This is a genomic window from Streptomyces sp. NPDC048277, assembly GCF_040652235.1.
Taxonomy (GTDB): domain Bacteria; phylum Actinomycetota; class Actinomycetes; order Streptomycetales; family Streptomycetaceae; genus Streptomyces.
The window spans coordinates 20516-33246 of sequence record NZ_JBEZLQ010000030.1 but is presented as its reverse complement, the minus strand read 5'-3'; the positions used below and the strand labels follow the sequence as shown (position 1 = coordinate 33246).

The 12731-nt window shown below is 71.7% G+C and carries 14 protein-coding genes; 4 read left to right on the top strand and 10 right to left on the bottom strand.

Features of this window, described 5'->3' with window-relative positions:
* The first annotated feature begins 19 nt into the window (after positions 1-19).
* The 3 genes from AB0D85_RS43000 to AB0D85_RS42990 all read left to right on the top strand — a co-directional run bounded on the left by AB0D85_RS43000 (position 20) and on the right by AB0D85_RS42990 (position 1948).
* Entirely contained in the window at positions 20-424 is a 405-nt protein-coding gene (locus AB0D85_RS43000) for a cupin domain-containing protein (protein ID WP_362333575.1), read from the top strand.
* A 128-nt stretch (positions 425-552) separates the two neighbouring features.
* Positions 553-996, top strand: a complete 444-nt coding sequence (locus tag AB0D85_RS42995; protein WP_362333572.1) for an SH3 domain-containing protein — start codon at positions 553-555, stop codon at positions 994-996.
* A gap of 193 nt (positions 997-1189) precedes the next feature.
* Positions 1190-1948, top strand: coding sequence for a DUF2690 domain-containing protein (locus tag AB0D85_RS42990; protein ID WP_362333569.1), 759 nt, complete (start codon positions 1190-1192; stop codon positions 1946-1948).
* 58 nt (positions 1949-2006) lie between these two features.
* Here the strand turns inward: AB0D85_RS42990 and AB0D85_RS42985 are convergent, their stop codons facing one another.
* From AB0D85_RS42985 to AB0D85_RS42955, 7 genes are all read right to left on the bottom strand, one after another.
* Complete coding sequence (locus AB0D85_RS42985) at positions 2007-3332, bottom strand: aromatic acid/H+ symport family MFS transporter (RefSeq protein ID WP_362333566.1); 1326 nt, start codon at positions 3330-3332, stop codon at positions 2007-2009.
* A gap of 261 nt (positions 3333-3593) precedes the next feature.
* Entirely contained in the window at positions 3594-4544 is a 951-nt protein-coding gene (locus AB0D85_RS42980) for a catechol 2,3-dioxygenase (RefSeq protein WP_362333563.1), read from the bottom strand.
* On the bottom strand, positions 4525-5655 hold the full coding sequence (locus AB0D85_RS42975) for a 4-oxalomesaconate tautomerase (protein ID WP_362333560.1): 1131 nt from the start codon (positions 5653-5655) through the stop codon (positions 4525-4527). Before AB0D85_RS42975 ends, AB0D85_RS42980 begins: the two co-directional genes overlap by 20 nt.
* Positions 5652-6365, bottom strand: coding sequence for a 4-carboxy-4-hydroxy-2-oxoadipate aldolase/oxaloacetate decarboxylase (locus AB0D85_RS42970; protein ID WP_362333557.1), 714 nt, complete (start codon positions 6363-6365; stop codon positions 5652-5654). The genes AB0D85_RS42975 and AB0D85_RS42970 overlap by 4 nt, the downstream gene beginning before the upstream one ends.
* Positions 6362-7150 (bottom strand): PIG-L deacetylase family protein, encoded by a 789-nt coding sequence (locus AB0D85_RS42965; protein WP_362333554.1) that lies wholly within the window; start codon positions 7148-7150, stop codon positions 6362-6364. Before AB0D85_RS42965 ends, AB0D85_RS42970 begins: the two co-directional genes overlap by 4 nt.
* 65 nt (positions 7151-7215) lie before the next feature.
* Positions 7216-7866 carry a GntR family transcriptional regulator gene (locus AB0D85_RS42960; protein ID WP_362333552.1) on the bottom strand — a complete coding sequence of 217 codons (651 nt, stop codon included), beginning with the start codon at positions 7864-7866 and terminating at the stop codon, positions 7216-7218.
* A 118-nt stretch (positions 7867-7984) separates the two neighbouring features.
* On the bottom strand, positions 7985-8842 hold the full coding sequence (locus AB0D85_RS42955) for a LysR family transcriptional regulator (protein ID WP_362333549.1): 858 nt from the start codon (positions 8840-8842) through the stop codon (positions 7985-7987).
* A 146-nt stretch (positions 8843-8988) separates the two neighbouring features.
* Here AB0D85_RS42955 and AB0D85_RS42950 point away from each other — a divergent pair, with 146 nt between their 5' ends.
* The gene (locus tag AB0D85_RS42950) at positions 8989-9795 is read left to right on the top strand and encodes an EamA family transporter (protein ID WP_362333859.1); all 807 of its coding nucleotides are present in this window, start codon (positions 8989-8991) and stop codon (positions 9793-9795) included.
* A 99-nt stretch (positions 9796-9894) separates the two neighbouring features.
* Here AB0D85_RS42950 and AB0D85_RS42945 read toward each other — a convergent pair whose 3' ends face one another.
* The 3 genes from AB0D85_RS42945 to AB0D85_RS42935 are packed head-to-tail and all read right to left on the bottom strand — an operon-like array spanning position 9895 to position 12508.
* Positions 9895-11055: an FAD-dependent oxidoreductase gene (locus tag AB0D85_RS42945; protein ID WP_362333547.1), complete on the bottom strand. Its 1161-nt coding sequence runs from the start codon at positions 11053-11055 to the stop codon at positions 9895-9897.
* Positions 11052-11249: a ferredoxin gene (locus tag AB0D85_RS42940; RefSeq protein WP_362333544.1), complete on the bottom strand. Its 198-nt coding sequence runs from the start codon at positions 11247-11249 to the stop codon at positions 11052-11054. The genes AB0D85_RS42945 and AB0D85_RS42940 overlap by 4 nt, the downstream gene beginning before the upstream one ends.
* 32 nt (positions 11250-11281) lie before the next feature.
* Positions 11282-12508, bottom strand: coding sequence for a cytochrome P450 (locus AB0D85_RS42935; RefSeq protein WP_362333541.1), 1227 nt, complete (start codon positions 12506-12508; stop codon positions 11282-11284).
* Positions 12509-12731: the final 223 nt, after the last annotated feature.

Sequence of the window (12731 nt, the reverse complement as noted above, 5' to 3'; positions counted from 1 at the left end):
TAGTGGAGAGGAACCCCGGTTGACCACGATCATCAAGGCCGCGTCCGTGCCCCTGCTCGACCGGGGCGGTGCGGTCCTGTCGACACCGCTGATCACCACGCCGTCGGCGGGCGGGGAGAACCTCATCACGAGCGGGATGAGCGTCTACCCGGTGGGCTCCGGCGCGCCGTTGCACTCGCACAACTGCGACGAGCACGTGACCGTCCTGGAGGGCGAGGCGGAGGTCTGGGTGGACGGCGAGGTGACGCGGCTGGAGCGGTTCGACACCACGTACGTCCCGTCCCCCGTCCCCCACCTGTTCCGCAACGTCGGTGACACCCCGTTGCGGATCCTGTGGGTGTACTCGTCGGGTCATGTCACCCGGACCTTCACCGAGACGGGAAGGACGGTCGAGCACCTGTCCGCCGAGGACCAGATGGGCTGAGTCCCGTCCCCTGGGACGTCCCACCCGTCCCCGGGCACGCCGGGACGACATGGTGACGCCTCGTCACGGCAATCCTCCGAATCGTGATCACGCTTCGTGGTCACGAGCACGACAGCACGGAGGTTTCCATGTCCCGACGGATCCTGAAGAGCGGCCTGCTGGCCGCGGTCGCGGTGTTCGCGTTCCTGCCCACCGCGGGAGCCGCCACCGCGAGCGCCGCCACCCCGATCCCCGCGCCCCAGGGAATCGTGCAGCAGTTCTACAACTACAACGCCGCCCCGGCCCCGGTGGTCCACCGCTACCACCACCGGCACTACACATACCGCACGCACCGCACGTTCCGCACCGTGGGCCGGGTGACCACGCGCCACACGCGGCTCAACGTCCGCTCCGGCCCGGGCACCCGCTACCGCGTGGTGGGCCACCGCCACAACAACCGGCTCATCGGGCTGACCTGCAAGACGTACGGCGGCTCGGTGCGCGGCAACCACGCCTGGTACCGGCTTTCCCACCACAAGGGGTACGTCGCGGCCCGCTACGTCCGGGTCGGCCGCGCCGTCCCGTGGTGCTGACGGGTCCGCCCCGCCGCGCTTCGTGACCGTACAGGCCTGTTCGGGAACTCGGGGTTCCCGAACAGGCCTTCGACATGCTCCTCGATTCACCGCCTTCACACCTGTTCGCCGATTGCGGGCCCGGTCCCCCTGGGAAGTCATTCCGACAACAGGGGCGAAACGCCCATAGCGTAATGAAGTCGAGGCACGCGACATGCGGCACCCCGAAGGAGCGACCCCCACCCCTGCGGACGAGTCGCCGGCGGCGAAACTGCGCGAACTGAAGGAACGTACCGGCCTGAGCCTGGCCGCACTGGCCGCCCGCACCCCCTACAGCAAGTCCGCCTGGCACCGCTATCTCTCCGGTGCCAAACGGCCACCGCGCCCGGCCGTGGAGGCCCTGGCCCGGCTCGCGGGCGCCGACCCGGCGGCCGTACTGGCGCTGTGCGAGGCCGTGGAGGCGCCGCCGGCCGCCGAACCCTCCCAGCCGAAGCCCCCGGCCCGGCGGCGGTGGCTGCCGCTGACCGCACTGGCACTGCTCACCGTGGCCGGGGTGACGGCGGCGGCCGTGACCGTCTCGGACCGGCGCGGCACACCGGGTGCGCAGCCGGTGTCGGGAGCGCCCGGCTGCCATGGCCGGTCCTGCCAGGGCGTGTTGCCGGACACCGCGGCGTGCGCCCGGGACGCGCAGACCAAGAGCGCCGTCACCGACACCGGGTACGACGTCCGGCTGCGCTGGTCCCCCACCTGCGGCACCGCCTGGTCCGAGGTGCGGCTGCGCGCCCCGCACGCCCGCGAGGTCTCGGTCCGGGCCGGGCAGAACGTGCTCTCCGCGAGCTATCCCGCCGAGAACTCCGTCGGCTACACCAGCCCGATGCTCGCGGTGGCGACGCCCCGGGGGGTGGAGGCGTGCGCCGAGGTCGGGGGGCAGCTGGCGTGCACGGGGCTCGAGGCGCAGCCGGACGACGAGTAGCAGAAAAGGCGCCGCGCCCGTGGAAGGGGCGCGGCGCCGGACCGGTCGGGGGCACCGGTCAGTGTGCGGCGACCAGTTGGTCCCGGTCGCTGCCGGCCTGCGGCTGCCTGGCCGAGCGCAGGGCGGCGATGCCGATGAACACCATCGAGGAGACGCCGGCGAGCGCGAAGGCGGTGAAGCCCCAGTCGCCGTTGCCCGCCGCGAGCAGCTGGCCGCCGAGCCACGGGCCGAAGACGGCGCCGAAGCGGCCCATGCCCGAGGTCCAGCCGACGGCGGTGGCGCGGTTGTCCGGGGTGGAGCGGATGGAGACGGTCGCGTAGATCATCGTCTGGGCGCTGTTGAGGAAGACACCGGTGAGGAAGACGACCACCGTGGTCACGCCCATCGGCATGTGGACGCTGAGCAGGTAGACGCCGGCGGCGGTGAGGGCGAACCAGACGGCCGAGATGCGCGGGGCGCCGAACCTGTCGGCGGCGCGGCCGGCCGCCAGCATGCCCACGATGCCGCCGAGGTTGAAGACGACGACGAAGGTCAGGGCGTTGGCGAGCGCGTAGCCCTCGGTGCGCATCAGGGTGGGCAGCCAGGTGGCGACGCCGTAGACCAGCAGCAGACCGCCGAAGGAGGCCAGCCAGTAGAGCAGGGTCTGGACCCACTCGCCGCCGCGGAACAGGCCGAGCAGCGCGTCCCAGCGGTCGGCTGCGGTCTTCTTGGCGGCGACGGCGGGCAGTTCGACCTCGTAGCGCTCGGCGAGGGCGCCGGCCTCCTCGGTGCGGCCCTTGGCGACCAGGAAGCTCAGCGACTCCGGCAGGAGCCTGATCAGGACGGGGACGAAGAGCAGCGGGAGCACGCAGACCCAGAAGGCGGAGCGCCAGCCGACCGGCTCGACCAGCCACTTGGCGACATAGGCGGAGAGGATGCCGCCCGCGTGGTGCGCGGTCATCAGCAGGCCGATGGTGATGGCGACCCGGCCGCCCTTGGCATAGTCGGAGACCATGCTGATCGCGGTCGGCAGCAGACCGCCGAGGCCGACGCCGGCCAGGGTGCGGCCGAGGCCGAAGACCGCGAGGCTGCCCGAGATGGCGCAGATGCCCGAGGCGAGGGAGAACAGCGTGACGCAGCCGATCATCAGCTGCTTGCGGCCGATCCGGTCCGCTACCGTGCCCGCGGTCAGGGCGCCCACCAGCATGCCGAAGGTGGCGTAGGAGCCGAGGTCGCCCGCCCGGTCCGGGGTGAGGCCGAAGGTCTTGGTCTCCAGCAGGTGGGGCAGCACCGAGCCGTAGATGAACATGTCGAGGCCGTCGAAGAGGACGGCCAGCCAGCACAGACCGACGACGAGCAGAGCCAGTTTGCTGCCGCGGGCGGACAGAGCGGGGGAGGAGGACATCTTTGTTTTCCTCTCGTCCAGGGGGCGTTCCCTGGAGGGGATCAATGAGCGGGCCGCGCGGCTCGTGCGGCTGACCCTTGGTGCGCTAGACGTTAAGGACCGGGATCCCGGAACGTCAACACTTTTGTCAACAATCTCAGCAACAGTCCGGGCGCCAGTCGTCCCACTCTGTGCGCACAGCAAAACCCCAGGTGGCAAAGGGGGCAGACGACGCGTGCCGACGCGTCACCCACCCCCGTATGACCGGAATCGAAGCCCTGATCAGCCCACCGGAGGCGTCCCGTGGGTGTGGAAGGACTCGATCGTCCGCAGGCCCCAGGCCTGCCCCTTGGCCCGTTCGGCCTCGGTCCAGGTGATCAGCGGCCAGTCGGGCGCCAGCACCAGCCGGGTGAGCGGGTTGCACAGCTCGATGCGGTTGCCCCCCGGCTCGTAGACGTAGAGGAAGAACGTCTGCTGGATGGCGTGCTTGTGGGGGCCGGTCTCGATGAACACACCGGTGTCGATGGCGAGATCGGCCGCGCGCAGGATCTCCTCGCGGGTGTCGGTCGCGAAGGCGATGTGGTGCAGCCGCCCCTCCGAGCCGGTCCAGTCGGAGGTGTACACGACGTCGTACGACTTGTTCGTGAAGGTCAGCCAGCGGGCCGCGATCTTCCCGGTGTCGAGCCGGATCTGCTCGGTCGGCCGGGCGCCGAGGACCTGTTGCTGGAACTCGGCGTTGGCGAGCACGTCGGCGGCCAGGAAGTTGATGTGGTCCAGGCGGCGCACGCCGACGCCCCGGTTGGGCTTGGCCTGCGGCTGGTTCTTCAGCGCCGGCTTCAACTCGTCGGGGGCCCGGTAGTACTCGCTCTCCCAGTAGAGGGCGTGCTCGTGGCCGTCCGGGTCGGTGGTGACGTAGAGCTTGCCGAGTCCGGGCTCGTCCTCGGCCCAGTGGCCGGTGCCGCCCGCCTCCTCGACCGCCCTGACCCGGCGGTTCAGGGCCTCCTCGCTGGAGGTGCGCAGCGCGAGCCGGCCGAGGCCGGGCTGGTCGCGGGCGGTGAGGACCAGGCTGTGGTGCTCGTAGTCGTCGAAGGTGCGCAGATAGACCGTGTCGCCGTCCTGGCCGTTGACGGTCAGTCCGAGGTAGTCGGTGAAGAAGGCGACGCTGGCGTCCAGGTCCGGGGTGAACAGCTGGGCGTGGCCGATATGGGCGATGTCACCGAGGGGCGGAGTCATCGTTGCCTCCTTGGGGTCGTGCGGGTGTGGGGGTGGTGCCGACGGACCGCGGGAAGACGGTGCCGTCGAAGATCTTGCGGGCGGTGCGGACGACCGCGGTGCGGCGGGCGGCCGGCGGGGTGCCGTCGGAGCCCGGGTCGACGCTGGTGTCGATCTCCAGGAATCCGGTGGGGTGTTCGATACGGATCCGGTCGCCGTGCTCCGGGAGCCGGGCTATCCCTTCCCCCACGCCGCCGGGCAGCCGCAGCCCCGCGGCCACGCTCGCGGCGCCGAGGACGCCGATCGAGGTGTGGCAGCGGACGGGGATGAAGGTCCGGGTGCTGACCGCGCCGCCCTCGCGGGGCGGGGCGAGCAGGCTGAGCTTGGGCACGGTGGCGGTCTCGACGTCCCCGAGGCCCATCAACTTCCCCGCCGCGAGCCGGATTTCGTGCAGCCGGTCGGCGAGCGCCAGGTCCTCCTCCAGGTCCTTGGGCTGCTCGTACCCGGTGACCCTGAGGTCGCCCGCGGCGATCAGCACGGTCGGCATGCCGTTGTCGACGCAGGTCACCGCCGTACCGGCGACGGTGTCGCGGACGTTCCCGGTGGGCAGCAGCGGGCTCTCCCCCGGCGGGAACTCGATCACCACCGGGGCGGCCGTGCCGGGCACGCCGGAGATCTCGGCGTCCCCGGTGTAGTCCACGCGCCCGCCGGGCGTCGGGAAGGCGGCGATCGCCAGCTCCCCCGTGTTGAGCATCCGGATCCGTACCGAGGTCTCGCCGTCACCGGGGGCCACGAGCCCCCGTTCCACGGCGAACGGGCCCACTCCCGCGAGGATGTTGCCGCAGTTCTGACGGTCGGTCACTTCCGGCCGGTCGACGGCGACCTGGAGGAAGAGGTAGTCGACGTCCGCCTCCGGGTCGTCCGACACCGAGACGACCGCCACCTTGCTGGTGAGGGGGTGCGCCCCGCCCAGCCCGTCGATCTGGCGCGGGTCGGGGCTGCCCACCACCCGCAGCAGCAGCTCGTCGCGGGCGGCGGGGTCGGCGGGCAGGTCCTCGGCCAGGAAGTAGGCGCCCTTGGAGGTGCCGCCGCGCATCAGCATGCAGCGCACCTCCGCGGGCCCGGCGGTCATGTGGCGTTCTCCCCGTGCCCCGCGTACTCCTCGTACGTCCGGTACTCGACGCCGAGCCGCTTCAGGGTCTCGCGCAGTCCGTAGCGGTCCAGACCCAGCTGGCCGTCGATGAAGGCGGCGCGGGTCGCGGCCTCCTTGGCCTCGCGGGCCGCGGACTTCTCCACCGTCTCGCGGGCGCGCTCCCGGGGTACGACCACGACACCGTCGTCGTCGGCGAGGATCACGTCACCCGCGTGGATCACCTGGCCGTCGATGGCGATCGGCACGTTGACCGAGCCGCCGGTGGCCTTCACCGTGCCCTGCGAGGAGACCGCCCGGGACCAGGCGGCGAAGCCCATGTCCCGCAGCTCCTGGGTGTCGCGGATGCCGGTGTTGAGGACGACCCCGCGCACCCCGCGCTGCTGCAGCGCGGTCGCGAACAGCTCGCCGAACAGCCCGTCCGTGCAGGGCGAGGTGGTGGTGACGACCAGGATGTCGCCCTCGCCGCACTGCTCGACGGCCGCGTGGATCATGAGGTTGTCGCCGGGCCAGCTGAGCACGGTGACCGCCGTGCCCGCGACGCGCACGCCTTGCTGGACGGGCCGGATCTCCGGGCCGAGCAGCCCGGTCCGCCCCATCGCCTCACTCACGGTGGCCACACCGAAGCCGGCCAGCCCGTCGACGTCCTTGAGTTCCGCCTTCGGCGGGTCGGTGACGATCACGCCGCTCATGCCAGCTCCTTCGCGATCTGCGGGAAGGGGCGCATGAACGCCTCGGCCATGGTGGTGTGCGCCAGACCCAGGTTGGGGCCCGCGTTGCGCTTGAGCTGGACGCCCCGGCGGACGGCGAGGTCGGTGTAGTAGGCCCACAGGTGCTGCTGGGCGCCGAGGCACTCCATCGCCTTGCGCTTGGTCTCCCAGACCTCGGTGATGTCGAGGAGGACCTCGGGCCTGAAGCCGCTCATCTCGGGCTGGTGCGGCTCGAAGTAGAAGACCGGCGGGGCGCCGATGATGTCGCCCTCGCCCGGGTAGCCGATGGCCTGGGCGAGGATGCGCGCCTCCAGGGCCATGCGGTTGGCGGCCGGGTGGTCGCCGTTGTAGGGGTCGTCGACGGGGTGGGTGAGCACGACGTCTGGCTGGGTCTCGCGGTAGACGGCGACCAGTCGGTCCGTCAGCTCGGCGGAGGCGACCAGGGGGTAGTCGCCTGCGTCGAAGAAGCGGACCTCGGCGCCGAGAGCGGCGGCGGCCTTCTCCGCCTCCTCCCGGCGTATCGCCTTGATCTCCTCGAGGTTCCTGCCCTCGCGCCACGCCTTGGCGGACTCACCGCGCTCGCCGAAGGTCAGACACGCGATGGTGACCTTCTCGCCCCGGGACGCGGCCAGGGCGATGGCTCCGCCCGCCCGCCACACGAAGTCCCCGGCGTGCGCGGTGACGACCAGGGTGGATCGCGGTGGGGATGGGGGTCCCCCCGGTCGAGCGAAGCCGAGACTGGGGGAGGGCGCGTTGGCGTGGGTCATTGCAGAAATCTCCTTGGTGGACAGGTGTGCGCCCACCCACCCCGGGCGTCGTACGAAGCGCCGCGTCAGTCGCTCAGCGCGTCGATCACGCTCGTGAGGTGGGCGCGGACGGCCGCCTCGGCCGCCTGCGGGTCCCTGGCCCTGATCGCCTCGATCATCGCCAGATGCTCATTCAGGGAATGCTGCGGACGCCCCGGGCGCAGCGCCAACTGGAAGCGGTGGCGCACCAGTTGGGCGTTGAGTCGCTCCAGCAGTTGCACGGCGGTCTGCTGGCCGGAGATCTCCCGGATCCGGTCGTGGAGCGAGTGGTTGAGCTCGGAGTACGTGACCGGTTCGCCGTCGGCGACGGCCTTGGTCATGGCCGCTCCGAGGTCCGCGAGCTCGGTGAGCTGCTCGTCGCTGGCCGCGACGGCCGCCTTGGCCGCGCACAGTCCTTCCAGGACCATGCGGCACTCCGTGATCGCGACGGCTTCCGCCACGGTCACCACCCGCACCCGCGAGCCGCGGTTGCGGATCCGCTCGACCAGTCCCTGGGCCTCCAGATCGATCAGCGCCGCACGGATGCTGGCCCGTGTCACACCGAACTCCTCGGCGAGCTCGTTCTCCACCAGCCGCTGGGCCGGGGCCATCTCGCCGTGCAGGATCGCCTGCCGCAGCAGCGCGAGCGCATGCTGCTTGGCCTGCTCCCCGGTGGTCGGACGGGCTTCTTTCGGCATCGTGCCCTCCCTGAGTGAGTGCCTGTCGAACGTAAATCTAGCCAAACAAGATTGTCAACAATTTTGTCTGCCGTATTGCCGCCGAGCTTCCCGCGCACGCGACCCGGCGGACGGGTGCTCAGCCGCCGCGGTAGAGCTCGGTGAGCAGTTCCACGACGGCCTGCCGGTCCGGGTGCGGATCGTCCCGCCACCAGGCCAGCCGGACGGCGACCGGTTCGGCGTCCCGGACCGGACGGTAGACCACGCCGGGTCTCGGGTACTGGTTGGCGGTCGACTCGGCGGTCACACCGAAACCGCGCCCGGCGGCGATCACGGTGAGCCAGTCCTCGACGTCATGCGTCTCCTCGACGACGGGACGCGACTCCGGCGGCCACAGCTCGGGCGTGGTGGTGCCGGTGCGCCGGTCGACCAGGAGGATCCGCCCGCCGAGATCGGCGAGCCGTACGGACCGGCGCCGCGCCAGCGGATCGTCGGCGGCCACCGCGCACAGCCGCCGCTCCAGCCCCACGATGGCCGTGTCGAACCGCCGGTCCTCCAGGGGCCGCCGTACGACCGCGAGATCGCAGGCGCCCTCGCCGAGCCCGGCGGACGCCGTGTTCACACGGACGAGCTGCAGGTCGATGCCGGGATGGGCGGCGGTCCACCGCCGCTGGAGGGCCACCGTGTGCCGCCCCACCGCCGACCACGCGTAGCCGATGCGCAGCCGGGTGTGCCCCGAGGTGGCCTCCTGGACCAGGTCGGCGGCGTCCGCCAGCACCCGCCGGGCCCGCTCCACCACCCGCAGCCCGGTCGCCGTCGGCGTCACCTCGCGCGAGGTCCGCCGCAACAGCCGTACGCCGAGGACCCGTTCCAGCCCGGCCAAGGTCCTGGACACGGCCGCCTGGGACACCCCCAGGGCGATCGCCGCGTCGGTGAAGGTGCCCTCGTCGACGATGGCGACGAGACAGCGCAGCTGCCGCAGCTCCAGCTCATCCATACGACAAGCGTATAGATCCCCGGAGCCATGCATTTTGCGCAAGCGCCTGCCGGGCGGACTCTGCTGTCATGCGACGAGCTCTCGAAGGCCCCGCGACCGCGGTCCCCCCTGCGGTACCGGCCCCCGCGCAGGGGCGGTCGGCCGCCGTGGCGACCATGTTCGCCAGCGGCCTGTCCAACCAGACCGGCGCCGCGATCGGCTCGCTGGCCTTCCCGGTCCTCGGCCCGCTCGGTGTGGTGGCGGTACGGCAGTACGTGGCCGCGCTGGTCCTCGTGGCCGTCGGCCGCCCCCGCCCGCGCGACTTCACCTGGCGGCAGTGGTGGCCGGTGCTGCTGCTGGCGGTGGTCTTCGGCACGATGAACCTGACCCTGTACACCGCGATCGACCGGATCGGCCTGGGCCTGGCGGTCACCCTGGAGTTCCTGGGCCCGCTGAGCATCGCCCTGGCCGCGTCCCGCCGCCGGCTCGACGCCGGGTGCGCGGTACTGGCTGCGGCGGGGGTGGTGGTGGTGATGCGCCCGCAGCCCTCGACGGACTACCTCGGGATGGCGCTGGGCCTGGTGGCCGCGTGCTGCTGGGCGTCGTACATCCTGCTGAACCGCCTCGTCGGCCAACGCGTACCCGGGGCTCAGGGGTCGGCTGCGGCCGCGACCGTCTCGGCGCTGACGTTCCTGCCGATCGGGATCGTGGTGGCGGTACGGCACCCGCCGACGGCAGGCGCGGTCCTGTGCGCGGTGGCGGCAGGAGTCCTGTCGTCGGCGGTCCCGTACCTGGCCGACCTCCTCACCCTCCGCAGGGTCCCGGCCCAGACCTTCGGCCTGTTCATGAGCGTCAACCCGGTCCTGGCGGCGGTGGTCGGCTGGGTGGTGCTGGGACAGGGCCTGGGGGTGCCGGAGTGGGCAGGGATCGGTGCGGTGGTCGCTGCCAACGCCGTGAGTCTCGCGCCCCGCTAGGGGCGCGGGGCTGTATCAACATGCGGCTCCGCCGCGTGGGCGCGACCAGCCACAACCGGCCCGCAGCTCCCCCACAACCGATCCCGCCCTCCTCCAGCGTCAGCTCACCGCTTCCTTCCAGGCCGCCCCCACCGCAATCGCCTGCCGCCACCCCCGAATCACCTTCGGCGGCACCCCCACCGCAAGCACCCCGCTCAACCGCTCCCCCGTCCGATACGCGGCGACGAACCGCCCCTCCGCCAACTCCCCCTCCACGACCCGCACTTCCTCGTGGCCCCGCAGATACCCGTACGCCTGGATCTTCATCTCGTACTGGTCGGACCAGAAATACGGCACCGGTGAGAACGCCTTGCGCGCACCGGGATTGAGGAGATTCCGCGCCGCGGCCATGCCCTGCTCCGCCGCGTTCGTCCGATGCTCGATACGCATCGAGACGCCGAACAACGGGTTGTACCACCGGGCCACGTCCCCGGCCGCGTACACATCCCGCGCGGCCTCGCAGTACTCGTCGCAGACCACCCCGTCCCCCACGGTCAGCCCGCTGTCGGCGAGCCACTCCGTGTTGGGCAGGGAGCCGATCGCGACCAGCACCTCGTCGGCCTCGATCTCCTCCCCGTCGGCGAGCCGCACCCCGTCCTCGGTCACCTCGCTCACGGTGACGCCGGTGCGCAGGTCCACGCCCCGCTCCAGATGGGCCCGGGACAGCACCCGCCCCACCTCCTCGCCGACCGCGTGCGCGAGCGGCACCGGCGCCGGTTCCAGCAGGGTCACCTGCGCCCCCAGCTTCCAGGCGACGGCCGCGGCCTCGGCGCCGAGGAACCCGGCGCCGACCACCACCAGCCGCTGCCCCGGCCCGAGCCGCTCCCGCAGGGTCAGCGCGTCGTCGAGGGTGCGCAGCACATGCGCGCCCTCTCCCGGCAGCCGGCGCGGCCGCACCCCCGTGGCCACGATCAGCCCGTCGTAGGGCACCTTCGAGCCGTCGGCCAGACGTACCGTACGGTCCGCCACGTCCAGCCCGGCCGCCGCCACCCCGAGCCTCAACTCCAGTCCCAGGGAGTCCAGTTCGGTCGGCGCCCGCAGTGACACCCGCTCCGGCGCCCACTCGGCCGACAGCACCTGCTTGGACAGCGGCGGCCGGTCGTACGGCGCGTGGAACTCGTCGCCGACGAGGGTGAGGGTGCCGTCGTACCCCTCGCGGCGGAGCGTCTCGACCGCCGCGAGCCCGGCGGCCGAGGCGCCGACGACCACGATCCGGTTCATCGGGCGGCCAGTCGGATCGCCGCGGCCGGGCAGATCGCCACGGCCTCGCGCACGGCGTCGAGGGTGTCACCGGCCGGGTTCTCGTCGATCACGAAGGCGATGCCGTCCTCCTCCCGCTGGTCGAAGACCTCGGGGGCGACGAGCACGCACTGCCCGGATGCGACGCACTTCGGTTCGTCCAGTTCGACATGCATGGTGTTCTCCTTGTTTCTCGTGGGGGGTTCGGTCACCAGGTGACGGGGAGTTCGTAGACGCCGTACACGCCACCGTTGTGCTTGAAGGGCAGGTCGTCGATGTCGGCGGCGAGCCGGAGGGTGGGGATACGGCGGTAGAGGGTGCCGTAGACCACCTGGAGTTCCATCCGGGCCAGTGGCTGGCCCAGGCACTGGTGGACGCCGAAGCCGAAGGCGACATGGCGGCGGGCGTCGCGTGTCAGGTCGAGGCGGTCGGGGTCGGCGAAGACCTCGGGGTCGCGGTTGGCGATCTCGTTGGGCATGATCACGCCCTCGCCGGCCCGGATCACCTGCCCGCCCACCTCGATGTCCTCGAGGACCGCACGGCGCCTGCCGCTGTGCACGATGCTCAGATAGCGCAGCAGTTCCTCGACCGCGGCGGCGACCGCCCTGGGGTCGTCGGTGTCGCGCAACAGGGCGAGCTGCTCGGGGTGTTCGAGCAGGGCGAGGGTGCCGAGCGCGATCATGTTGGCGGTGGTCTCGTGCCCGGCGAGCAGCAGCAGTACGCCCATCTGGGCGGCGCCCAGCCGGGTCAGCTCGCCGGCCTGCACCCGGGCCACGAGCCCGGAGAACAGGTCGTCGGCGGGGTGCTCCATCTTCTCGCCCATCAGCCGGTCGAGGTACTCGGCCAGCCTGCCGTGGGCGGCCGTCCGGTCCTCGACAGGGGTGTCGCGGCTGATGAGCAGCCTGCTGTTCTCCTGGAAGAAGTCGTGGTCGTCGTAGGGGACGCCGAGCAGTGCGCAGATGACCAGCGAGGGCACCGGGAGCGCGAAGGCCTCGACCAGGTCGACGGGGTTGGGCCCGGCCAGCATCTCGTCGATCAGGTCGTCGACGATCTTCTGCACGGCGGGCCGCATGGCGTCGACGCGCTTGATCGCGAACGGCGCGGTGACCATACGGCGCAGCCGGGCGTGCTCGGGGTCGTCCATCATGATGAAGCTGGCGTTGTTCCCGCCGTTGGTGACCGGCATCTGCAGCGGGTATCCGGGCCGGGTGAGATCGGCGCTCAGCCGGGGGTCGAGCAGCAGGGCGCGCTGGTCCGCGTACCGGGTGAGCAGCCAGTAGTCCTTGCCGTCCCAGAGCCGGACCTTGGTGAGGGGTCCCTCCTCCTGGGCGGCGGTCAGCGCCGGAGCCGGGTCGAAGGGGCAGCCGGCGGCCCGGGGCATCGGGAACGCGGGGGTCTGCGCGGCCGGGCCGGGGTCGGTCAGGGTGTCGGCCATCTCAGTCTCCTCGGGGTGGGGGACTCCGCTCGCTGCGGAGCGCCGGGACGATGGGTACGAGGCCTCGATAAGCACATGCAAACAGCCTGGACTGACCGCTTCCGGTCAGTTTCCTGACAACAAGCTGACGTGGCCCAGATCACGCGACGGCACCATTGCCGTAAACCGCACATCCATGGCAGACACCCCGAACTCCTTTACGTGAAACCGGCTTTGACGCGGA

What these genes read in the sequence shown, in the direction of transcription:
- AB0D85_RS42995 (WP_362333572.1), top strand. Translation starts at nt 553, where the DNA reads ATGTCCCGACGGATCCTGAAGAGCGGCCTGCTGGCCGCGGTCGCGGTG.
- AB0D85_RS42990 (WP_362333569.1), top strand. Translation starts at nt 1,190, where the DNA reads ATGCGGCACCCCGAAGGAGCGACCCCCACCCCTGCGGACGAGTCGCCG.
- AB0D85_RS42985 (WP_362333566.1), bottom strand. Translation starts at nt 3,332, where the DNA reads ATGTCCTCCTCCCCCGCTCTGTCCGCCCGCGGCAGCAAACTGGCTCTG.
- AB0D85_RS42980 (WP_362333563.1), bottom strand. Translation starts at nt 4,544, where the DNA reads ATGACTCCGCCCCTCGGTGACATCGCCCATATCGGCCACGCCCAGCTG.
- AB0D85_RS42975 (WP_362333560.1), bottom strand. Translation starts at nt 5,655, where the DNA reads ATGACCGCCGGGCCCGCGGAGGTGCGCTGCATGCTGATGCGCGGCGGC.
- AB0D85_RS42970 (WP_362333557.1), bottom strand. Translation starts at nt 6,365, where the DNA reads ATGAGCGGCGTGATCGTCACCGACCCGCCGAAGGCGGAACTCAAGGAC.
- AB0D85_RS42965 (WP_362333554.1), bottom strand. Translation starts at nt 7,150, where the DNA reads ATGACCCACGCCAACGCGCCCTCCCCCAGTCTCGGCTTCGCTCGACCG.
- AB0D85_RS42960 (WP_362333552.1), bottom strand. Translation starts at nt 7,866, where the DNA reads ATGCCGAAAGAAGCCCGTCCGACCACCGGGGAGCAGGCCAAGCAGCAT.
- AB0D85_RS42955 (WP_362333549.1), bottom strand. Translation starts at nt 8,842, where the DNA reads ATGGATGAGCTGGAGCTGCGGCAGCTGCGCTGTCTCGTCGCCATCGTC.
- AB0D85_RS42945 (WP_362333547.1), bottom strand. Translation starts at nt 11,055, where the DNA reads ATGAACCGGATCGTGGTCGTCGGCGCCTCGGCCGCCGGGCTCGCGGCG.
- AB0D85_RS42940 (WP_362333544.1), bottom strand. Translation starts at nt 11,249, where the DNA reads ATGCATGTCGAACTGGACGAACCGAAGTGCGTCGCATCCGGGCAGTGC.
- AB0D85_RS42935 (WP_362333541.1), bottom strand. Translation starts at nt 12,508, where the DNA reads ATGGCCGACACCCTGACCGACCCCGGCCCGGCCGCGCAGACCCCCGCG.